Annotated in this window: 17 protein-coding genes and 1 pseudogene; 5 read left to right on the plus strand and 13 right to left on the minus strand. The window is 71.0% G+C overall.

Annotation, left to right across the window (positions count from 1 at the left end):
- Positions 1–92 precede the first annotated feature (92 nt).
- Positions 93–1,112: an adenosine deaminase gene (gene add, locus ABGB14_RS17665; RefSeq protein WP_347644738.1), complete on the minus strand. Its 1,020-nt coding sequence runs from the start codon at positions 1,110–1,112 to the stop codon at positions 93–95.
- Between the two features lie 94 nt (positions 1,113–1,206).
- Between add and ABGB14_RS17670 the strand changes: the two genes are divergently transcribed.
- Together ABGB14_RS17670 and ABGB14_RS17675 are read left to right on the plus strand one after the other, a co-directional pair.
- A complete protein-coding gene (locus tag ABGB14_RS17670; RefSeq protein ID WP_347644739.1) occupies positions 1,207–1,593 on the plus strand; it encodes a class I SAM-dependent methyltransferase in 387 nt (128 codons plus the stop codon).
- Between the two features lie 12 nt (positions 1,594–1,605).
- Positions 1,606–1,953 carry a hypothetical protein gene (locus tag ABGB14_RS17675; protein WP_347644740.1) on the plus strand — a complete coding sequence of 116 codons (348 nt, stop codon included), beginning with the start codon at positions 1,606–1,608 and terminating at the stop codon, positions 1,951–1,953.
- Between the two features lie 2 nt (positions 1,954–1,955).
- Here ABGB14_RS17675 and ABGB14_RS17680 read toward each other — a convergent pair whose 3' ends face one another.
- Positions 1,956–2,834 carry an oxidoreductase gene (locus ABGB14_RS17680; protein ID WP_347644741.1) on the minus strand — a complete coding sequence of 293 codons (879 nt, stop codon included), beginning with the start codon at positions 2,832–2,834 and terminating at the stop codon, positions 1,956–1,958.
- Between the two features lie 140 nt (positions 2,835–2,974).
- On the minus strand, positions 2,975–3,739 hold the full coding sequence (locus tag ABGB14_RS17685) for a hypothetical protein (RefSeq protein WP_347644742.1): 765 nt from the start codon (positions 3,737–3,739) through the stop codon (positions 2,975–2,977).
- Between the two features lie 74 nt (positions 3,740–3,813).
- Here ABGB14_RS17685 and ABGB14_RS17690 point away from each other — a divergent pair.
- Positions 3,814–4,230: pseudogene (locus ABGB14_RS17690) on the plus strand (Clp protease N-terminal domain-containing protein); the annotation flags it as partial.
- A gap of 171 nt (positions 4,231–4,401) precedes the next feature.
- Here ABGB14_RS17690 and ABGB14_RS17695 read toward each other — a convergent pair.
- Positions 4,402–5,424: a GNAT family N-acetyltransferase gene (locus tag ABGB14_RS17695; protein ID WP_347644743.1), complete on the minus strand. Its 1,023-nt coding sequence runs from the start codon at positions 5,422–5,424 to the stop codon at positions 4,402–4,404.
- 160 nt (positions 5,425–5,584) lie between these two features.
- Here ABGB14_RS17695 and ABGB14_RS17700 point away from each other — a divergent pair, with 160 nt between their 5' ends.
- Positions 5,585–7,186, plus strand: a complete 1,602-nt coding sequence (locus tag ABGB14_RS17700; RefSeq protein WP_347644744.1) for an amidohydrolase family protein — start codon at positions 5,585–5,587, stop codon at positions 7,184–7,186.
- 65 nt (positions 7,187–7,251) lie between these two features.
- On the opposite strand, the gene ABGB14_RS17705 is transcribed toward ABGB14_RS17700, so the two are convergent.
- The 5 genes from ABGB14_RS17705 to gap form a co-directional block, all read right to left on the minus strand.
- Positions 7,252–7,596, minus strand: a complete 345-nt coding sequence (locus ABGB14_RS17705; protein ID WP_132632554.1) for an RNA polymerase-binding protein RbpA — start codon at positions 7,594–7,596, stop codon at positions 7,252–7,254.
- A 74-nt stretch (positions 7,597–7,670) separates the two neighbouring features.
- Entirely contained in the window at positions 7,671–7,901 is a 231-nt protein-coding gene (gene secG, locus ABGB14_RS17710) for a preprotein translocase subunit SecG (protein ID WP_347644745.1), read from the minus strand.
- A 99-nt stretch (positions 7,902–8,000) separates the two neighbouring features.
- Positions 8,001–8,783: a triose-phosphate isomerase gene (gene tpiA, locus ABGB14_RS17715; RefSeq protein WP_347644746.1), complete on the minus strand. Its 783-nt coding sequence runs from the start codon at positions 8,781–8,783 to the stop codon at positions 8,001–8,003.
- Between the two features lies 1 nt (position 8,784).
- Positions 8,785–9,981 (minus strand): phosphoglycerate kinase, encoded by a 1,197-nt coding sequence (locus ABGB14_RS17720; protein WP_347644795.1) that lies wholly within the window; start codon positions 9,979–9,981, stop codon positions 8,785–8,787.
- Between the two features lie 123 nt (positions 9,982–10,104).
- The gene (gap, locus tag ABGB14_RS17725) at positions 10,105–11,109 is read right to left on the minus strand and encodes a type I glyceraldehyde-3-phosphate dehydrogenase (RefSeq protein ID WP_347644747.1); all 1,005 of its coding nucleotides are present in this window, start codon (positions 11,107–11,109) and stop codon (positions 10,105–10,107) included.
- A gap of 186 nt (positions 11,110–11,295) precedes the next feature.
- On the opposite strand from gap, the gene ABGB14_RS17730 reads away from it, so the two are divergent.
- Positions 11,296–11,940 (plus strand): hypothetical protein, encoded by a 645-nt coding sequence (locus ABGB14_RS17730; protein ID WP_347644748.1) that lies wholly within the window; start codon positions 11,296–11,298, stop codon positions 11,938–11,940.
- Between the two features lie 409 nt (positions 11,941–12,349).
- Here ABGB14_RS17730 and whiA read toward each other — a convergent pair whose 3' ends face one another.
- The 4 genes from whiA to uvrC form a co-directional block, all read right to left on the minus strand.
- Positions 12,350–13,330, minus strand: coding sequence for a DNA-binding protein WhiA (gene whiA, locus ABGB14_RS17735; protein WP_026214667.1), 981 nt, complete (start codon positions 13,328–13,330; stop codon positions 12,350–12,352).
- Between the two features lie 71 nt (positions 13,331–13,401).
- Complete coding sequence (gene yvcK, locus ABGB14_RS17740; RefSeq protein WP_347644749.1) at positions 13,402–14,319, minus strand: uridine diphosphate-N-acetylglucosamine-binding protein YvcK; 918 nt, start codon at positions 14,317–14,319, stop codon at positions 13,402–13,404.
- A gap of 449 nt (positions 14,320–14,768) precedes the next feature.
- Positions 14,769–15,635, minus strand: a complete 867-nt coding sequence (rapZ, locus tag ABGB14_RS17745; protein WP_347644750.1) for an RNase adapter RapZ — start codon at positions 15,633–15,635, stop codon at positions 14,769–14,771.
- A gap of 127 nt (positions 15,636–15,762) precedes the next feature.
- Positions 15,763–17,667 (minus strand): excinuclease ABC subunit UvrC, encoded by a 1,905-nt coding sequence (gene uvrC, locus ABGB14_RS17750; protein ID WP_347644796.1) that lies wholly within the window; start codon positions 17,665–17,667, stop codon positions 15,763–15,765.
- Between the last annotated feature and the right edge of the window lie 34 nt (positions 17,668–17,701).

Below are 17,701 nucleotides of genomic sequence, written 5' to 3' on the forward strand. Positions count from 1 at the left end.
CGCCGGCGACCGCGCCGTGAGCCGCGGGCCCTGCCACCGGTCTCTCCCGTGAGCCGGCGGCGCTCGCCGTGGGCCGGGCGGTCGCCGTCCGGTCAGCCGGCCGCGACGAGCGCGTCGATCTCCGCCACCAGGGCCTGCTTGCGCTCCTCGGCCAGGTAGGAGGCCCGGACGCCGTTGCGGGCGAGGTGGGCCAGTTCGGGAGCGCCGAGTCCGAAGACGTCGGCGGCGAGCCGGTACTCCTCGGCCAGGGTGGTGGCGAACATGGGCGGGTCGTCGCTGTTGAGCGTGACGTACAGGCCTTCCTCCAGCATCCGTGGCAGCGGGTGGTCCTCTATGCGGGCGACCTGGCCGGTGCGGAGGTTGGAGGTGGGGCAGACGTCCAAGGGGATCTGCGTGTCGCGCAGGTGGGCGACCAGGCGGTCGTCGGCCAGGCAGGTGATGCCGTGGCCGATGCGTTCGGCGCCGTAGCCCTCGATGACCTCCCAGATCGTCTCCGGCCCGCTCATCTCGCCGCCGTGCGGGACGCTGTGCAGTCCGGCCGCGCGCGCCGCCGAGAAGGCCGAACGGTAGGCGTCACGATATTTCGGGCGCTCCTGCTCGATCCCGCCGATGCCGAAACCTACCAGCGCGGCGGGAGGTTCTTGCAGGGCGTGCTCGACGGTGACCCTGGCGGCCTCCTCCCCGTACTCGCCGGGGATGTCGAAGATGTAGGCCACCTCCACGCCGTACTCGGCCGGCGACCGGCGGGCGGCCAGGTCCAGGGCCTCGGTCACCTCGCGCCTGGGCATGCCGACGACGTGGTGGGCGTAGGGCGTGACCTGCAGCTCGACGTAGCGGGCTCCCTGGGTTGCGAGGTCGCGGGCCAGGCCGAGCACGAGCGTGGCCACGTCCTCCGGCTCGCGTACGAGCGAGTTGACGGCGCCGTACACCTGGGCGAAGTGGGGGAAGTCGCGGAATGCGTAGAAGCGGCGCAGTTCCTCCTCCGTAGCGGGGACCTCGCCGCCGGGGTGGCGGCGCGAGAGCTCCAGCACGGTCGCGACGGAGGCCGAGCCGATCAGGTGCACGTGGAGTTCGACCTTGGGCAGGGCGTCGATGAAGGCGTCGATGGTCATGACGACGACAGTACGAGCGGCTTCACAGGGGAAAACAGACTTTGGCACGAAATTTCACATCAGAATGTTAGTTTTCCGCGTTAGGGTGAGATCCGTGAGCAACGCCGAAGCGTACGAGCGCGGCTTCGCCCGCCTCAGCGCGCACACCGTCGCGCCCCTGCTCGCTCAGGCCCGCGAGACCAGGGCGCCGCGACTGCTGGACGTCGGCTGCGGCACCGGCGTGGTGACGGCGGCGGCGCTCGCGCTGGGCATCGAGGTCACCGCCGTCGACCCCGATCCCGGCATGCTGGAGCTGGTCGCCCGCCGCCACCCGCACGCGACGGTACGGGCGGCCGCGCTGCCCGACCTGCCGTTCGCGGACGAAGCATTCGACGCCATAGCGGGAAATTTCGTCATCAATCGTGTGCCCGACACCGCGGCGGCGCTCGGCGAGCTGCACCGCGTGCTGCGTCCGGGCGGCACGATCGCCCTGTCCTGGTGAAAGTCCGACGAGATGACCGCCACGAGCGTCCTCGCCGACGCCGCCGCCGCCGCCGGCGTCCCGTACGACCCTCCGCCACGCCCCTTCACGGCCCACGACACGCCGCCGCGCTTCACCGCGCTGCTGCGGGCGGCGGGCTTCAGGAAGACGGCCGTCGACACCCTGCGGTGGCGGCACCGCGCCGACCCCGGCTCCTGGTGGGACGACATCGTCCAGGCGGGCGGCCCGCGCTTCGCGGTGATCTCCCGGCAACCGCGGGAGACCGTCGAGCGCGTCAAGGCCCACTACGCCCGGCTCGCGGCCCCGTACGCGCTGGAGGGGTTTCCCGTCTGCGCCCACCTGGCCCGAGCCGCCCGCTGACGTCAGCCGGGGGCGAGCTCCTCGAAACGCACGCCCGTCAGCTCCGTGGAAGCCTCCCAGAGCCGCCGGGCGAGCTCCCGCGACCTGGCCGTCGCGGAGGGCGTGAGCCGCCTGAGCGTGGGGCCGATGTACTCGCCGCCGCGGACGTCCGGCGAGGCCGCGGCGTAGAGCGAGGACACGGCGCCGCGCTCGGGCCGCTTCATCAGCAGGTTCACGACAGGCTTGACCAGCCCGGTGCCGAAGATGCCCGTGGCGGTCATGCCCGGATGGGTGGCGACGCTGATCAGACCCGCGCCGGCCCGCTCGGCGCGGCGCTGGAGCTCGAGGGCGAAGAGCATGTTGGCCAGCTTGGAGCGGGCATAGGCCGCCATCCTGCCGTAATCGTGCCGCATGCCCAGGTCGTCCAGGTCGATCCTGCCCGCGACGTGCGCGTCGCTGGCAACGGTCACCACGCGGGCGGCGGGGGCGGCTAGCAGGAGCGGCAGCAACAACCCGGTGAGCGCGAAGTGGCCCAGGTGGTTGGTGCCGAGCTGCAGCTCGAACCCGTCCCTGGTCTCCCGCCTGGGGACCATGCCGACACCCGCGTTGTTCACCAGCAGGTCGAGCCGCTCGACCCCGGTGGCGAACTCCTTGACGAACTCCCGGACGGAGGCCAGGTCGGCCAGGTCGAGCCGCCCGTACCCGACGTGCGCGCCGGGGGCGGCCCGCCGGATCTCCGCGACGGCCGCGGCCCCCCTGTCCGGGTCGCGCGCCGCCACGACCACGTGGGCGCCGTGCCTGGCCAGCTCAAGGGCGGTGGGCTTGCCGATGCCGGTGTTGGCGCCGGTCACGATGGCCGTCGTGCCCGCGAGGGCGGGCATCGAGGCGGGAGTCCAGCTCATCGCCACTCCTGGGTGGTGCGCAGCGTTTTCTCCACGCTACAAGCCGCCCAGGAACGTCCGCCCCGCAGGCCGGCGCTCCACTCGGGGCCCTCCTCGCCGCTCAGCGCCTCAGCCGCCGGCCCGCGGAGCCTTCCGGCAGGTCAGCGCTCCAGCCGCTGGCGCGCGTGCCGTTCCTCGCGCTGGGCGACCTCGAGCCGCTGCCGGCTGTCGGCCAGCCTTCCGCGTGCCTTGGCCAGCTTGCGCTCCAGCGACGCGACCTTCTCCGCGCGCTCGTCGTGCTCCTTCGCGGCCGCATCGAGCGCCTCGCGCCACTCGCGGTGCGCGGCCTCGGCCTCCTGGCGTTCCCTGGCCTTCTTCGCCTCGGCCTCCTCGCGCTCCCTCGCCCGGGCGGCCTGCTCGTCGGGCGACGGCTTCCTGCGGCCCGCCGGCCGCTCGCGCGGGACCGGAGCGGGGGCGAAACCGCTGTAGCTGAGCGGCTTCGCCAGGGTACCGCGCCGCACCTGCGCGGCCGCGCCGGCGTCGACCATCGCGGCGTCCAGGGTCTGGTCCACCTCGGCGGACGCCGCCGCCGACAGGTCCCCGGCCTGCCTGACGAGCCTGCCCACCGTACGCGTCACCTCGCCGCGGCGGCGAGTGAGCTCGGCCAGCGCGGCGGCGTCCTGCTCCTCCCAGGCCGCCCGCAGCCGCTCCCCCACCTCCAGCAGTTCGCCCAGCTCGCCGGGGTGCTCGCGGGCGACCCTGTTCACCGCCGAGGCGGACACGGTCGGCTTGCGCAGCTTGGCGATCTCGCGCGACAGGCGCACGTCACCCGCGTCCTTGGCCGCGCGGGCCTCGTCCGCGCGGGCGGCGGTGAACTCGGACGGCGGCAGGGCGTAGAGCCGGCCGGCCACCTCGTCAAGATCCACACAGGACAAATACCCCACATCCGCGGGTTTGTAGCGCATAGTGGAAACAGCCCCGAGTCGAACGGAGACATCCGGTGTTCGAGCGCTTCACCGACCGTGCGCGCAGGGTCATCGTCCTCGCTCAGGAGGAGGCGCGGAGGCTGGACCACGACCGCATCGGCACCGAGCACATCCTGCTCGGCCTCATCCACGAGGGCGAAGGGCTGGCCGCCCTCGTGCTCGACGGCTGCGGCGTGGAGCTGGACCCCGTACGCGCCCTCGTCGAGCGCGTGCGGGGCCGCGGCGCGAAGTCGCCGGGCGGGCACATCCCGTTCACGCCGCGCGCCAAGAAGGTGCTGGAGTTGTCGCTGCGCGAGGCGCTGCAGCTGCGCCACAACTACATCGGCACCGAGCACATCCTGCTCGGGCTGATCAGGGAGGGCGAAGGGCTGGCCGCCCAGGCGCTCGTGGACGCCGGCGCGGACCTGGCCGACGTACGCCAGCGCCTGCTGGACCGGGTGGGCCGCGGCTCCAGGGAACGCCCCGGCGAGATGTTCCACTCCGGCGGCGCCGCCCTCAACGAACGGCTCGCGCAGATCCAGGAGAGCCTGGAGCGCATCGAACGCCACCTGGGCATCCAGGGCGTCCAGCCGCCGGCCACGAGGCCGCAGGAGGAAGAGGGCCTAGGCTGAGGCCATCGCGCCCACGGGCAGCCGGGCGGCCACGACGCCCGGGTCCTCGGTGTAGCCGAGCGTGGCGCCCAGAGAGATCAGGAGCCTGCGCATCCTGGCGTTGTCGGCCAGCATGGTGGCCCTGACCTCGGCGTATCCGAGGTCACGGGCCGCGTGCACCAGCATCCTGGCCATCACCGCGCCCAGACCGCGCCCCTGCCAGCGGTCTTCGACCAGGACGGCCATCTCGGCGCTCCCGGGATCGGCGGTGAACATGAGGTTCGCCAGCCCCACGACCTGCCCGTCGTGCCCGGCGACCAGCGAATGCCCCCGATTCCTGTCGCACATCCGGTCGAACACGCGCTCGGGCAGCACCGGCAGTGCGGTGAAGTAGCGGAACCTGCGCGACTCCGGCGAGCACCGGTCATGCAGGTCGCGTACGGCCTCGCGGTAGATCGAGGTGAGCGGGCGGACCGTGACCTCCACCCCGTCGGCGACTTTGATCCCGCGCTCGGCGCCCTCCCGCTCGGCCGCCGGCTGGGCGAGCCGGGCGAACGCGGCCGCCCTCGCCGCCTCGGTCGAGGTGAAGGGCAACTCGCCGCGGCGCAACCTGACCGCGCGCCGGGCGGCCACGGGCACGACGAGCAGGGTGGGGTCGGGAAGATCAGGCACGGGTTCACCATAGATCCACCGGGCGTCGTCCGCGCGCAGCAGCTCGGCCAGCAGCTCGGGCAGCCGCCACGGCATCGAGCGTAGCCGGGAGGCCAGCAGCAGGGCCCTGGTGGGCTCGTCGGTGAGCTCGTGGGCCGTGGCGGGGACCACCTGGACCCGGCGGCCACCGGCCGCCTCCAGAGCCTGGCGCACGGTCTCGGGGTGGGCGGGGATGTCGGCGACGAACTCGTCGACGGTGCCGTCGGTGTCGGGCTGGACGCTCAGCCCGAGGATGTTGCCGCCCCTGTCGGCCAGGGCCGCCGCCAGTGACGCCAGCCGTCCGGGTCGCTCGTCCACCGTGGTCCGGATGCGCAAGAATCCCATGCGACGAGCATGCCTGGTGGCTGTTACACCACCGCTAACGAAGTGTTTCATCGGGATATGTGCCGGTTTATCACGTTATCTAGCGGCACCTGCGCTCATCGGGGTACGCCGCGTGGCGGCACGACGGGCGCCGGACGACCTGCCGAGAGAGGAAGACCCCATGAACGTCCTCTTCCGAGGGGGCCGCGTCTTCACGCCCCACGGCGTTGTGGCGGAGGCGGTGCTCGTACGCGACGGCGTGATCGCCGCGGTGGGCCCCGAGCGCGACCTGGCACGTCCGCCCCACGAGACCGTGGACCTGGACGGCGGGCTGCTGACGCCGGGGTTCATCGACGCGCACATGCACCCGGTGCAGGCGGGCCTCGAACGCGCGAAGTGCGATCTGTCCGAGGTACTCGGACTTGACGCGTATGTCGAAATGATCGCCGCTTATGCTGCGACAAATCCGGATAAAGCGTGGATTGATGGCGGCGGCTGGGATATGTCGGCATTTCCGAACGGGCTCCCCCACCGCGACCAGCTCGACTTCCTCGACCGGCCCGCGTACCTCATCCAGCGCGACCACCACGCCGCCTGGGTCAACGGCCGGGCACTCGAACTGGCCGGCATCACCGCCGCCACCCCCGACCCGCCCGACGGCCGGATCGAGCGCGACGCCGGCGGCGTGCCCGCCGGGGTCCTGCACGAGGGCGCGATGGAGCTCGTCGGCCTGCTCACCCCGCGCCCGTCCGCCCAGGATCTGCTCGACGCGCTGGCACGGGCACAGGAACACCTGTTCTCGCTGGGCATCACCGGCTGGCAGGACGCCATCGTGGGCTCCTACGCGGGCTCCGACGACCAGCTGCCCACCTATGTGGCGGCGGCCGGCTCCGGCCTGCTGCGGGCCCGCGTGGTGGGTGCCCTGTGGTGGGACAGGACGCGCGGCCTGGACCAGATCCCCGGCCTGATCGAGCGGCGGGCCGCAGCCGGCGGACTCGACCGGTTCCGCGCCACCTCAGTCAAGATCATGCAGGACGGGATCACAGAGAACTTCACCGCGGCCACGCTGGAGCCGTACTGCCTGTGCGGCGGCACGGGCCTGTCCTACGTGGACCCGGTCGAGCTCAAGCGCTACGTGGCCGAGCTGGACAGGCACGGCTTCCAGGTGCACGTCCACGCCATCGGGGAGCGGGCGGTACGCGAGGCCCTCGACGGCTTCGAGGGCACCGACCCCGCCAACCGCCACCACATCGCCCACCTGCAGATCATCGAGCCCTCCGACGTGCCGCGCTTCGCCGCCCTGGGCGTCACGGCCAACCTGCAGCCGCTCTGGGCCACCCACCACGCGCAGATGGACGAGCTGACACTGCCGTTCCTGGGCGAACCGCGCGCGTCGTGGCAGTATCCCTTCGCCGACCTGGTCGCGCACGGCGCCCGGTGCTGCGCGGGCAGCGACTGGCCGGTGTCGGACGCCGACCCGCTCCAGGGCATGCACGTCGCGGTGAACCGTACGGAGCCGGGCGGCTCGGTGCACGCCGGCTACCCCACCGCGCAGACCCCGTTCCTGCCCGGCCAGCGCCTCGACCTGGCGACGGCCATGACCGCCTACACGGCGGGCTCGGCCTGGATCAACCGCTCCCCGGCGGGCGTCGTCGAACCGGGGCGCCCCGCCGACCTGGTGGTCCTGGACCGGGACCCGTTCGAACTGCCGCCCGGCGACCTCTGGACGACGCGGGTGCGCATGACGTTCGTGGACGGCGAGCCGGTCCACGAACGAGGCTGACGAGCCCGGGGCCGGGAACGGCGGAAGGGCCCCCGCACGACGCCGGGGCCCTTCCGCTGACACGCCTACCAGGGGGACTTGTTGCTGCGCAGGCGCTCCAGTGCTTCCTCGAGGATCGCCTTGCCGTCCTTGTCGCTCCTGCGCTCCTTCACGTAGGCCAGGTGCGTCTTGTACGGCTCGTTCTTGGGCGGGGCAGGCGGCGCCTCCTCGTCCTGTCCGGCTGGGAGGCCGCACCGCGGGCAGTCCCACAGCTCGGGGACCGCCGCGTCACTGGCGAAACTGGGGCGCGTCTCGTGCATGTTGGCGCACCAGAACGAGACCCGCACTCTCGGAGCTGCCTCGCCGCGCTCGGCCTCCCCCATAGGGCCGGCGCCGACTCGGCTGCCACGGATCGCGTTGCCACTACCCACGGATGAACTCCTCGCTCGATCGCCCCGCGCGCAGACACGGGGGGAGAATCACTGTCACGCGTTGACTTGCTTGCTCAGGGCCGCAGAAGCAGGCCGAGAGCGATGATGCAGACCAACCAGATGATGCCGGTGATGACGGTCAGCCGGTCGAGGTTGCGCTCCACCACCGAGGAACCACCGAAGTTCGACGAGAACCCGCCGCCGAACATGTCGGACAAGCCGCCGCCCTTACCCTTGTGCATCAGGACGAGCAGGATCATGAGAAGGCTCGCCAGGATGAGGGCGATAGAGATTCCGAGTTCCACGGTATGCCTGTTCCTTCAATGCTCTGTTACGCGTGACGATTCAGACTTGCCTCTTGAGGGTACGGCCTGATGTCAAGTCGCACCCCCAGAACGGCTCAGTTAGCCGGGCATATCGGAGAAACGGCAGAGCTTCGTGTACTCCCCGGCGTCGATGCTCGCGCCACCAACGAGCGCGCCATCGACATCGGGCTGAGCCATGATCCCTGCGATATTGCCTGACTTGACCGAGCCACCGTAAAGGATACGGACCGCGGAGGCCACTTCGGAGTCGTAGAGCTCAGCGAGTCTCACTCGCAAAGCTCCGCAGACCTCCTGAGCGTCCTCCGGGGTGGCCACCTCGCCGGTGCCGATCGCCCACACCGGTTCGTAGGCCACCACTATCGATTTTGCCTGCTCGGCCGTGATTTTGCGCAGCGCACCGTCGAGTTGGCCAAGACTGTGCGCGATGTGGCCGCCCTCTTGACGCACCTCCAGCCCTTCGCCCACGCACAGGATGGGCGTGAGCGAGTGCCGGTAGGCGGCCTGCACCTTGGCGTTGACGAGGTCGTCGTCCTCGTCGTGGTACTGCCGCCGCTCGGAGTGTCCGATCGTGACGTACGTGCAGCCCAGCTTGGCCAGCATGGCGCCCGACACCTCGCCGGTGTAGGCCCCGGCGTCATGCTCGGAGAGATCTTGGGCGCCGTAGACGATGCGCAGTTTGTCGCCGTCGACCAGGGTCTGGACGCTGCGCAGGTCGGTGAACGGCGGCAGGACGGCGACCTCGACCTTGTCGAAGTCCTTGTCGCTGAGCCCGAAGGCCAGCTTCTGGACCAGCGCGATGGCCTCGAGGTGGTTGAGGTTCATCTTCCAGTTGCCGGCGATGAGCGGCTTGCGAGTGGTCACGTCACGCCTCCAGAGCCGCGAGTCCGGGAAGGGTCTTGCCCTCAAGATATTCGAGACTGGCACCGCCACCTGTGGAGATGTGCGAGAACCCGTCCTCCGGCAGCCCCAGCCTGCGCACGGCCGCCGCCGAGTCACCGCCGCCCACCACGGTGAAGGCGCCCTCGCCGGTCCGGGCGATCAGGGCCTCGGCCACGGCCCTCGTGCCACCCGCGAACGCGTCGAACTCGAACACGCCCATCGGGCCGTTCCAGAACACGGTCTTGGCGTCGGCCAGCTTGCTCGCGAACAGTTCGCGCGTTCTCGGCCCGATGTCGAGACCCTCCCGATCGGCCGGAATCGCTGTGGCGCCGACCACTTCGTGCTCTGCGTCGGCGGCGAAGGTGACGGCGGCCAGGACGTCGACCGGCAGGACGAGCTCGACGCCCCGCTCGGCGGCCTCGTCGAGGAAGCCGCGGACCTGGTCGAGCTGGTCTTCCTGGAGCAGCGACCTGCCCACCTCGTGGCCCTGCGCCTTGAGGAAGGTGTAGGCCATGCCGCCGCCGACGAGCAGCCGGTCGACCTTGGTCAGCAGGTTGGCGATGACATCCAGCTTGTCGGAGACCTTGGCGCCGCCCAGCACGACCGCGTAGGGCCGCTCGGGCTCCTGCGTCAGCTTCTTGAGCACCTCGACCTCGGCCACGACCAGCCCGCCCGCCGCGTGCGGCAGCAGCTGGGGGACGTCGTAGACGCTGGCGTGCCTGCGGTGCACCGCGCCGAAGCCGTCCCCGACGTAGAGCTCGGCCAGCCCGGCCAGCCGCTCAGCGAAGGCGCGCCGTGTGGCGTCGTCCTTCGACTCCTCGCCGGGCTCGAAGCGCAGGTTCTCCAGCAGGACGACCTGACCGTCCTGGAGCGACTCGACACAACCGCGGGCGCTGTCGCCGACCACGTCGGAGGCGAAGGCCACGTCCTGGCCGAGCAGCTCGCCGAGCCGCCCGGCCACCGGCCGCAGCGAGTATTTCGGCGTGACCTGGCCCTTGGGCCGGCCCAGGTGGGCGCAGACCACGACCTTGGCGCCCGCGCCGGCCAGCGCGCTGATCGTCGGCACGGACGCCCGGATGCGGCCGTCGTCGGTGATCTTCTCCCCGTCGAGGGGGACGTTGAGGTCGGCGCGCACGAGCACGCGCCGGCCCTTCACGTCGAGATCGTCGAGCGTGCGCATGCTCATGGCCTCACTCCGCGAGGCGGGCCCGGTCGCCATATGCCGCCGCCTTCCCCAATCTGGCCCCCACTCTGGTCGCTTCACTCCCGCCGCTCCTCCAGGCGACGGCACTCCCTCGCAGGATCACAGGCCGCGGCCGACCAGCTCGATCAGGTCGGCGAGGCGGTTGGAGTAGCCCCACTCGTTGTCGTACCAGCCGACGACCTTGACCTGGTTGCCGATGACCTTGGTGAGGCCGGCGTCGAAGATGCAGGAGGCCGGGTCGGTGACGATGTCGGAGGAGACGATCGCGTCCTCGGTGTAGCTGATGATGCCCTTGAGCGGGCCCTCGGCGGCGGCCTTGACGGCGGCGTTGACCTCGTCGACGCTGACCTCGCGGCTGACGTCGACGGTGAGGTCGGTGGCCGAGCCGGTGGGGATCGGCACGCGCATGGCGAAACCGTCGAGCTTGCCCTTGAGCTCGGGCAGGACCAGGCCGATGGCCTTGGCGGCGCCGGTCGAGGTCGGCACCACGTTGAGCGCGGCGGCGCGGGCGCGGCGCAGGTCCTTGTGCGGGCCGTCCTGCAGGTTCTGGTCCTGCGTGTAGGCGTGGATGGTGGTCATCAGACCCTTCTCGATGGTGAAGGTGTCGTGCAGGACCTTGGCCATCGGCGCCAGGCAGTTGGTGGTGCAGGAGGCGTTGGAGACGATGGTGTGCTTGGCCGGGTCGTAGGCGCCGTCGTTGACGCCCAGGACGATCGTGACGTCCTCGTTCTTCGCGGGCGCGGAGATGATGACCTTCTTCGCGCCGTTGTCGGCGTGCACCTTGGCCTTGGTGGCGTCGGTGAACAGGCCCGTGGACTCGAGCACGACGTCGACGCCGAGGTCACCCCAGGGCAGCTTGGCCGGGTCACGCTCCTCGAAGACCTTGATCGTCTTGCCGTCGACGGTGATCTCGTCGCTGGTGGCCTTCACCTCGTAGGGCAGCCGGCCGAGGATGCTGTCGTACTTCAGCAGGTGAGCGAGCGTCGCGTTGTCGGTCAGGTCATTGACCGCGACGATCTCGATGTCCTTGCCGCTGGCGGCGACAGCGCGCCAGAAGTTGCGACCGATGCGGCCGAAGCCGTTGACGCCTACTCGGATGCTCACGGGAACCGATCTCCTCGAACAAATGATGGCGGGCTGGTACCTCAACCACGAACCTTATCGGACTCAAATTGGTTTAGACCACTTCAGGTGCCCCGCTGTGAATCGTCGTTCTGTGGGCGCGTTTTGCGAGGTTCGAGTAAAGTGCCCGACTCGTCGGAGTAAATTCGTGATTCTCGGGGGGCTGAGATGTCACACAAGCGGTCCGGCCTGCTGTCCGGACTGATCGTCGGCCTGCTGGCAGGGCTGTTCTGCGCGGCAGGGCTGGGGGCGGCCGTGCTCTTGCAGGAGAGCCTGCCCGGCGACATCACGACGTTCGGCAACGGGCTTCCTCTCCCCTTGGCCCTGTCTCTCGTCATCGCTCTGGCGGTCTCCTTCGCCATGGGCTCGGTGCGCCCGCGCACCTTCGTCCTGGTGCCCATCGCCACGCTGTACGCGGGCGGCGCCGTGGCCACGGGACAGATCGCGGGGCTGGCCATCATGATCGGCTCCGCCCAGCGCGCACCCGGCAGGCAGACCCCCGCCGGTCTGTCCGACATCACCCTGCCCTCCTTCGCCGAAGGCCTGCCCGAGGCGCTGGCCCTCTACCGTGACCCGCTGGCGGAGACCTGGCCCGCCTGGCTCTACATCGCCGTCGCCGCTCTGGCCGCCCTCGTCCTGGTCACCCTCCGGGTCACCCGCGTACGCCGCTCGCAGCGGGCCCAGGAAGCCCAGGCGGAGGAGATCGAGGAGCCTCGCGAGCCGGAGTACCGGGCGCCGTTCGAGCCCGCCCAGGCCCCGGCGCCGAAGCCCACCACCGACCTGTTCACCCCCCGCAAACCGGCCCGCGACTGACCGCCACCGCCCCACCACGGTGCGGCCAGGAAGCCCAGCACAGCTCAACCCGTGACCAGGCGGCCCCTTGACCACTCAGCACAACTCCACCCATGACCAGGCGGGCAGACCGAACCCCCCGCTGTTGCACGAGCCGACCTGTGACCGCCCAGCGCAGAGCCCATGAAGCCCCACCGGGCCAGTGCCCGCACCGCACGCGCCGATCCCGTCAGGCACATCTGCCGGGCGCACCCGGCCACTCTCCGAACCACGGAACCCGGCCGGCAGCGCGCTCGTCACGGCGAGCACCCCGTGAGCCTTCACGACCGGCCAGGACGGACGGCAACGCACGTCGGCGCGTGCGGTGCACTGTGCTGTGCCGTAAGAGATGGCAGAGAGGTCGGTGCGGGGGGAAGCACCGCAACGACGGTCAGGGGGCGAGCATGTCGACGGTGAGATTGGCCTCGGTGTTGGGGATGCCCAGGTCGGAGGCGCGCTTGTCGGCCATGGCGAGCAGTCGCCGGATGCGGCCGGCGATCGCGTCCTTCGTCAGCGGCGGGTCGGCGATCTGCCCCAGCTCCTCCAGGGACGCCTGCTTGTGCTCGACCCGCAGCCGTCCGGCCACGACCAGGTGTTCGGGCGCCTCGTCGCCGAGGATCTCGAGCGCCCGCTGCACCCGCGCTCCGGCCGCAACCGCGGCCCGTGCCGAGCGCCGCAGGTTGGCGTCGTCGAAGTTGGCCAGCCGGTTGGCGGTGGCCCGAACCTCGCGGCGCATGCGCCGCTCCTCCCAGGCGAGCACGCTGTCGTGCGCCCCGAGCCGGGTGAGCAGGGCGCTGATCGCGTCGCCGTCGCGCACCACGACGCGGTCGACGCCGCGCACCTCGCGCGCCTTTGCGTGGATCTTCAGCCGCCGTGCCGAGCCCACCAGCGCGAGGGCGGCCTCCGGGCCGGGGCAGGTGACCTCGAGCGACATCGAGCGGCCCGGCTCGGTCAGCGAGCCGTGGGCGAGGAAGGCCCCGCGCCAGGCGGCCTCGGCGTCGCAGGCCGCTCCCGCCACCACCTGGCGGGGCAGGCCGCGAACCGGCCGGCCGTGGTTGTCGATGAGGCCCGTCTGGCGGGCGAGCGCCTCGCCGTCGCGGTAGACGCGGACCACGTAGCGCGAGCCCTTGCGCAGCCCGGCGGGCGCGAGCACGAGGACCTCCGCCTTGTGCCCGAACACCTCGCCGATGTCCTTGATCAGCCGCCGCGCCGTGGCGTTGGTGTCGAGCTCGGCCTCGATCACGATCCGCCCGCCCACCAGGTGCAGGCCGCTGGCGAACCGCAGCAGCGTCGAAACCTCCGCCTTGCGGCAGCACGGCTTCAGCACCGGCAGGCGGCTCAGCTCGTCTTTCACCACACCTGTCATCGCCATAAGCGTTAGTCCTCCCCCATTCAGACCGGCTCCCGTCAGTCTCTCGCACCTTGGCGCCACGCCGACCAGGATCAACGCTTCTGGAGGAAAATCTCGTCCAGGACGAAGGCAAGACGTCGTGGGTCATGCCGGGGAGAGCCGTCGGCGGCCGCCACATCGGCCATCACCAGCCGGGCGTCGAGGGCGGCGGCGGATTTCTCCAGCGCGCCGGGATCGTCGACGATCCCGGTGTCGGCGAGCACGACGTCGATCGACAGGTCGGGAGCGTGCTGTCGGAGCACCTCCAGATGTTGCTGGGGGGAGAAGTCGTCGGTCTCGCCCGGCTGGGGCGCCAGGTTGAGCGTGACGAGCCGCCTGGCTTTGGTCGCGTGCAGGGCCCTGGCCAGCTCGGGCACCTTGAGGTGCGGCAACACGCTGGTGAACCACGACCCCGGTCCGAACACCACCCAGTCGGCGTCGAGCACGGCCGCGACGGCCTCGGGCCGCGCCGGCGGGTCTTCGGGCACGAGCGAGATCGCCTGCACCCTGCCGGGCGTCAGCGCACACGCCACCTGCCCGCGTACGGTCGAGATGACGCCGTCCAGCTCCACCTCGGCCACGATGTCGAGTGGCACCGACGCCATCGGCAACACCCGGCCGTGCGCGCCGAGCAGCCGGCCGACCCAGTCGAGCCCGGCCACGGAGTCGCCGAGCAGCTCCCACAGCGCGACGATCAGCAGGTTGCCCACGGCGTGCCCGTGCAGCTCGCCCTCGCTGCGGAAGCGGTGTTGCACGACCTCGCTCCACGTGCTGCCCCACTCGTCGTCGCCGCACAGAGCGGCCAGCGCCATCCGCAGGTCGCCGGGCGGCAGCACGCCGAGCTCGCGGCGCAACCGGCCGCTCGATCCGCCGTCGTCGGCGACGGTCACCACGGCGGTCAGCTGGTCGGTGACCATCCGTAAGGCTGACAGGGAGGCGTAGAGCCCGTGCCCGCCTCCGAGCGCCACCACGTTCGGTGCGATCCCGCCCCGGGCCCCGCGCCCATCCGGGCCGGCAGTCAGCGACCCGGCGGTACGGCACGAGGGGTCCGCACCGTCGGCAGCGTCCGCATTCAGGGACCGCACACCCTCATCCGCGACGTCGCCCATCGCTCGCGCGCCATCACCGAGGGGCGCCACGCCGCCGCCCGGGAGGCCCGCACCCCCGCTCGGCGCCCTTACGTCATCACCTGCTACACCATCACCCGCGCCGCTGGCCGGCGAGCCCGCAACGACGGCATCCGAGCCACTTTCCGACGGACGCACGGCAAGCCCGCCGGCACCACTCCCCGAGGAACCCCCGGCACCTTCACCCGGGCCGCTCTCCGCCGGGCCCTCGGTGGCCTCCCCCGCACCACTGTGGGGAGCTCGCGCCCCGCCGGCTACCGGATGCGGCGAGGCGGCTTGGACGCCCTCGTCGGTCACTCCCGACCCACATCCCGATGGCTCACCTGGACCTCCATCCCGCGATCGCGCAGGCGGGCGGCGACCTGCTCGGTCATGGCGACGCTGCGGTGCTTGCCGCCCGTGCAGCCGACCGCGAGCGTGGCGTAGCTCTTGCCCTCGCGCGCGTAGCCGGCAGCGACCACCTGCAGGACCTCCTCGTAGGCGTCGAGGAACTCCTTGGCCCCTGGCTGCCCGAGCACGTAGTCGCGGACCGGGGCGTCGAGCCCGTTCAACGGCCGCAGGTCGGGCACCCAGTGCGGGTTGGGCAGGAAACGGCAGTCGACCACGAGGTCGGCGTCGACCGGGAGCCCGTACTTGAACCCGAACGACACGACGTTGACCCGCAGTCCCGGCCGGTCCTCCCCGCCGAAGAAGGAGACGATCTTGTGACGCAGCTCGTGCACGTTGTGCGACGACGTGTCGATCACGAGGTCGGCGTTGGCCCTGACCTCACGAAGGATGCCCCGCTCCCTGGCGATGCCGTCGACCAGGCGCCCCTCGCCCTGCAGCGGATGCGGCCTGCGGACGTTTTCGAACCGGCGCACCAGCTCTTCGTCGCTGGCTTCCAGGAACACCACCCGCACGCGTACGCCGCGCCCTTCGAGCTCCTCGATGGCGGCGTTGAGGTCGGTGGTGAAGGCCAGGCTGCGCACGTCGACGACGGCCGCCACCTTGTCGGCGGCCAGCTTGACCTTGCCCGCCTCCTCGGCCATCGCGAACAGCAACCCGGGCGGCAGGTTGTCGATGACGAACCAGCCCAGGTCTTCAAGCGCTTTGGCCGCCGTGCTGCGCCCCGCGCCCGACATGCCGGTGACGATGACGAACGCCGGCTCGGTGCTCATTGTCTCACTCCGTCCGCCGGCTCGGCCTCACGAATGTCCATGTCAGCGGCCCTCCCGGCCCCATCACCATAGCGGAGGCGGGCAAGCGGGCGGCCGGCGACGTGAACGTCCTGACATCCTGGCGAGATCAAGGCGAATCTCCCTTCAGCGTCGACACGATCACCTCGGCGATGGACGGGCCGATGCCGGGAACCTCGCAGATCTCGGCGGCCGTGGCCGCGCGGAGCTTCTTCACGGAGCCGAAGTGCTTGAGAAGCGCTTGCCTGCGCGCCGGCCCGAGACCTGGAACGCCGTCGAGCGCGCTCTCCTTCACCGTCTTGGACCTCTTGGAACGATGGTAAGTGATGGCGAACCGATGCGCCTCGTCACGCACACGCTGCAACAGATAAAGGCCCTCGCTTGAACGAGGCATGATCACAGGCTGGTCGTCGCCGGGCAACCAGACCTCCTCCAGCCGCTTGGCCAGGCCGCACACGGCCACGTCGTCGATGCCGAGCTCGTCGAGCGCCCGCTGCGCGGCGGCCGCCTGGGGCCCCGCGCCGTCGACCACCACCAGGTTGGGTGGATAGGCGAACTTGCGGGGCTTGCCCGTCTCGGGATCGATCGGGCCGTGGCCGTCCTCGGTGTCGGGGGCCAGCTCACCGGTGGCGGAGCGTTCTTCGAGGTAGCGGCGGAAGCGTCGCATGATCACCTCGTGGATCGAGGCGACGTCGCCCTCCTTGGTCTTGACGGCGAAGCGGCGATATTCGCTCTTGCGCGCCAGGCCGTCCTCGAACACCACCATCGACGCCACGACGTTCTCCCCCTGAAGGTGGGAGACGTCGTAGCACTCGATCCGCAGCGGCGCCTGGTCAAGGTCGAGCGCGTCGGCGATCTCCTGCAGGGCCCTGCTGCGCGTGGTCAGATCGCCGGCCCGGCGGACCTTGTGCTGGGCGAGCGACTCCTTGGCGTTGCGCTCGACCGTCTCCATCAGCGACCTCTTGTCGCCTCGCTGAGGCACGCGCACCTCGACGCGGGCGCGCCGCTGCTCGGTCAGCAGCTCGGCGACCGCCTCGTGGTCGGGCGGCAGCGCGGGCACGAGCACTTCGCGGGGCATCGCGTCGGGGCTCGCCTCGGCGTACATCTGCAGCAGGAACTGCTCGACCAGCTCGCCCGGCGTGATCTCCTCAACCTTGTCGATCACCCAGCCGCGCTGGCCGCGGATGCGGCCGCCGCGCACGTAGAAGACCTGCACGGCGGCCTCGAGCGGGTCCTCGGCAAGCGCGATCACGTCGGCGTCGGTGCCCTCGCCGAGCACGACCGCCTGCTTCTCGAGGGCGCGCTGGAGCGCCTGGACGTCGTCGCGCAGCCGCGCGGCACGTTCGTACTCCTGCTCGGCGGCCGCCTCGCGCATCTCCTTCTCCAGCCGCTTGATGAAGCGGCTGGTGTTGCCCGCCATGAAGTCGCAGAAGTCTTCGGCGAGCTCGCGGTGCTCCTCCGGGGTGACCCGGCCGACGCACGGCGCCGAGCACTTGTCGATGTAGCCGAGCAGACACGGCCGGCCGATCTGCCCGGCCCGCTTGAACACGCCGGCGCTGCACGTGCGCACAGGGAAGACCCGCAGCAGCAGGTCGACCGTCTCGCGAATGGCCCACGCGTGGGAGTAGGGGCCGAAGTAACGTGTGCCCTTGCGCTTGGCCCCGCGCATGACCTGCACGCGCGGAAAGTCGTCGGCCATGGTGACCGCGAGGTAGGGGTAGGACTTGTCGTCGCGGTATTTCACGTTGAAGCGCGGGTCGAACTCCTTGATCCAGGAGTATTCGAGCTGCAGCGCCTCGACCTCGGTGCCCACCACCGTCCAGTCGACGTCGGCCGCCGTGGTCAGCATCGACTGGGTGCGCGGGTGGAGCGCGGAGAAGTCGGCGAAGTAGGAGTTGAGCCGCTGGCGCAGGCTCTTGGCCTTGCCGACGTAGATCACCCGGCCGTGCGCGTCCCTGAACCGGTAGACCCCCGGGGAATCGGGGATCGAACCTGGTTTGGGCCGGAAACTCAAAGGGCTGCCCGCTGATCTCGCCACGTTTCAAAGA

Source organism: Nonomuraea sp. B10E15, assembly GCF_039871615.1.
Taxonomy (GTDB): Bacteria; Actinomycetota; Actinomycetes; order Streptosporangiales; family Streptosporangiaceae; genus Nonomuraea.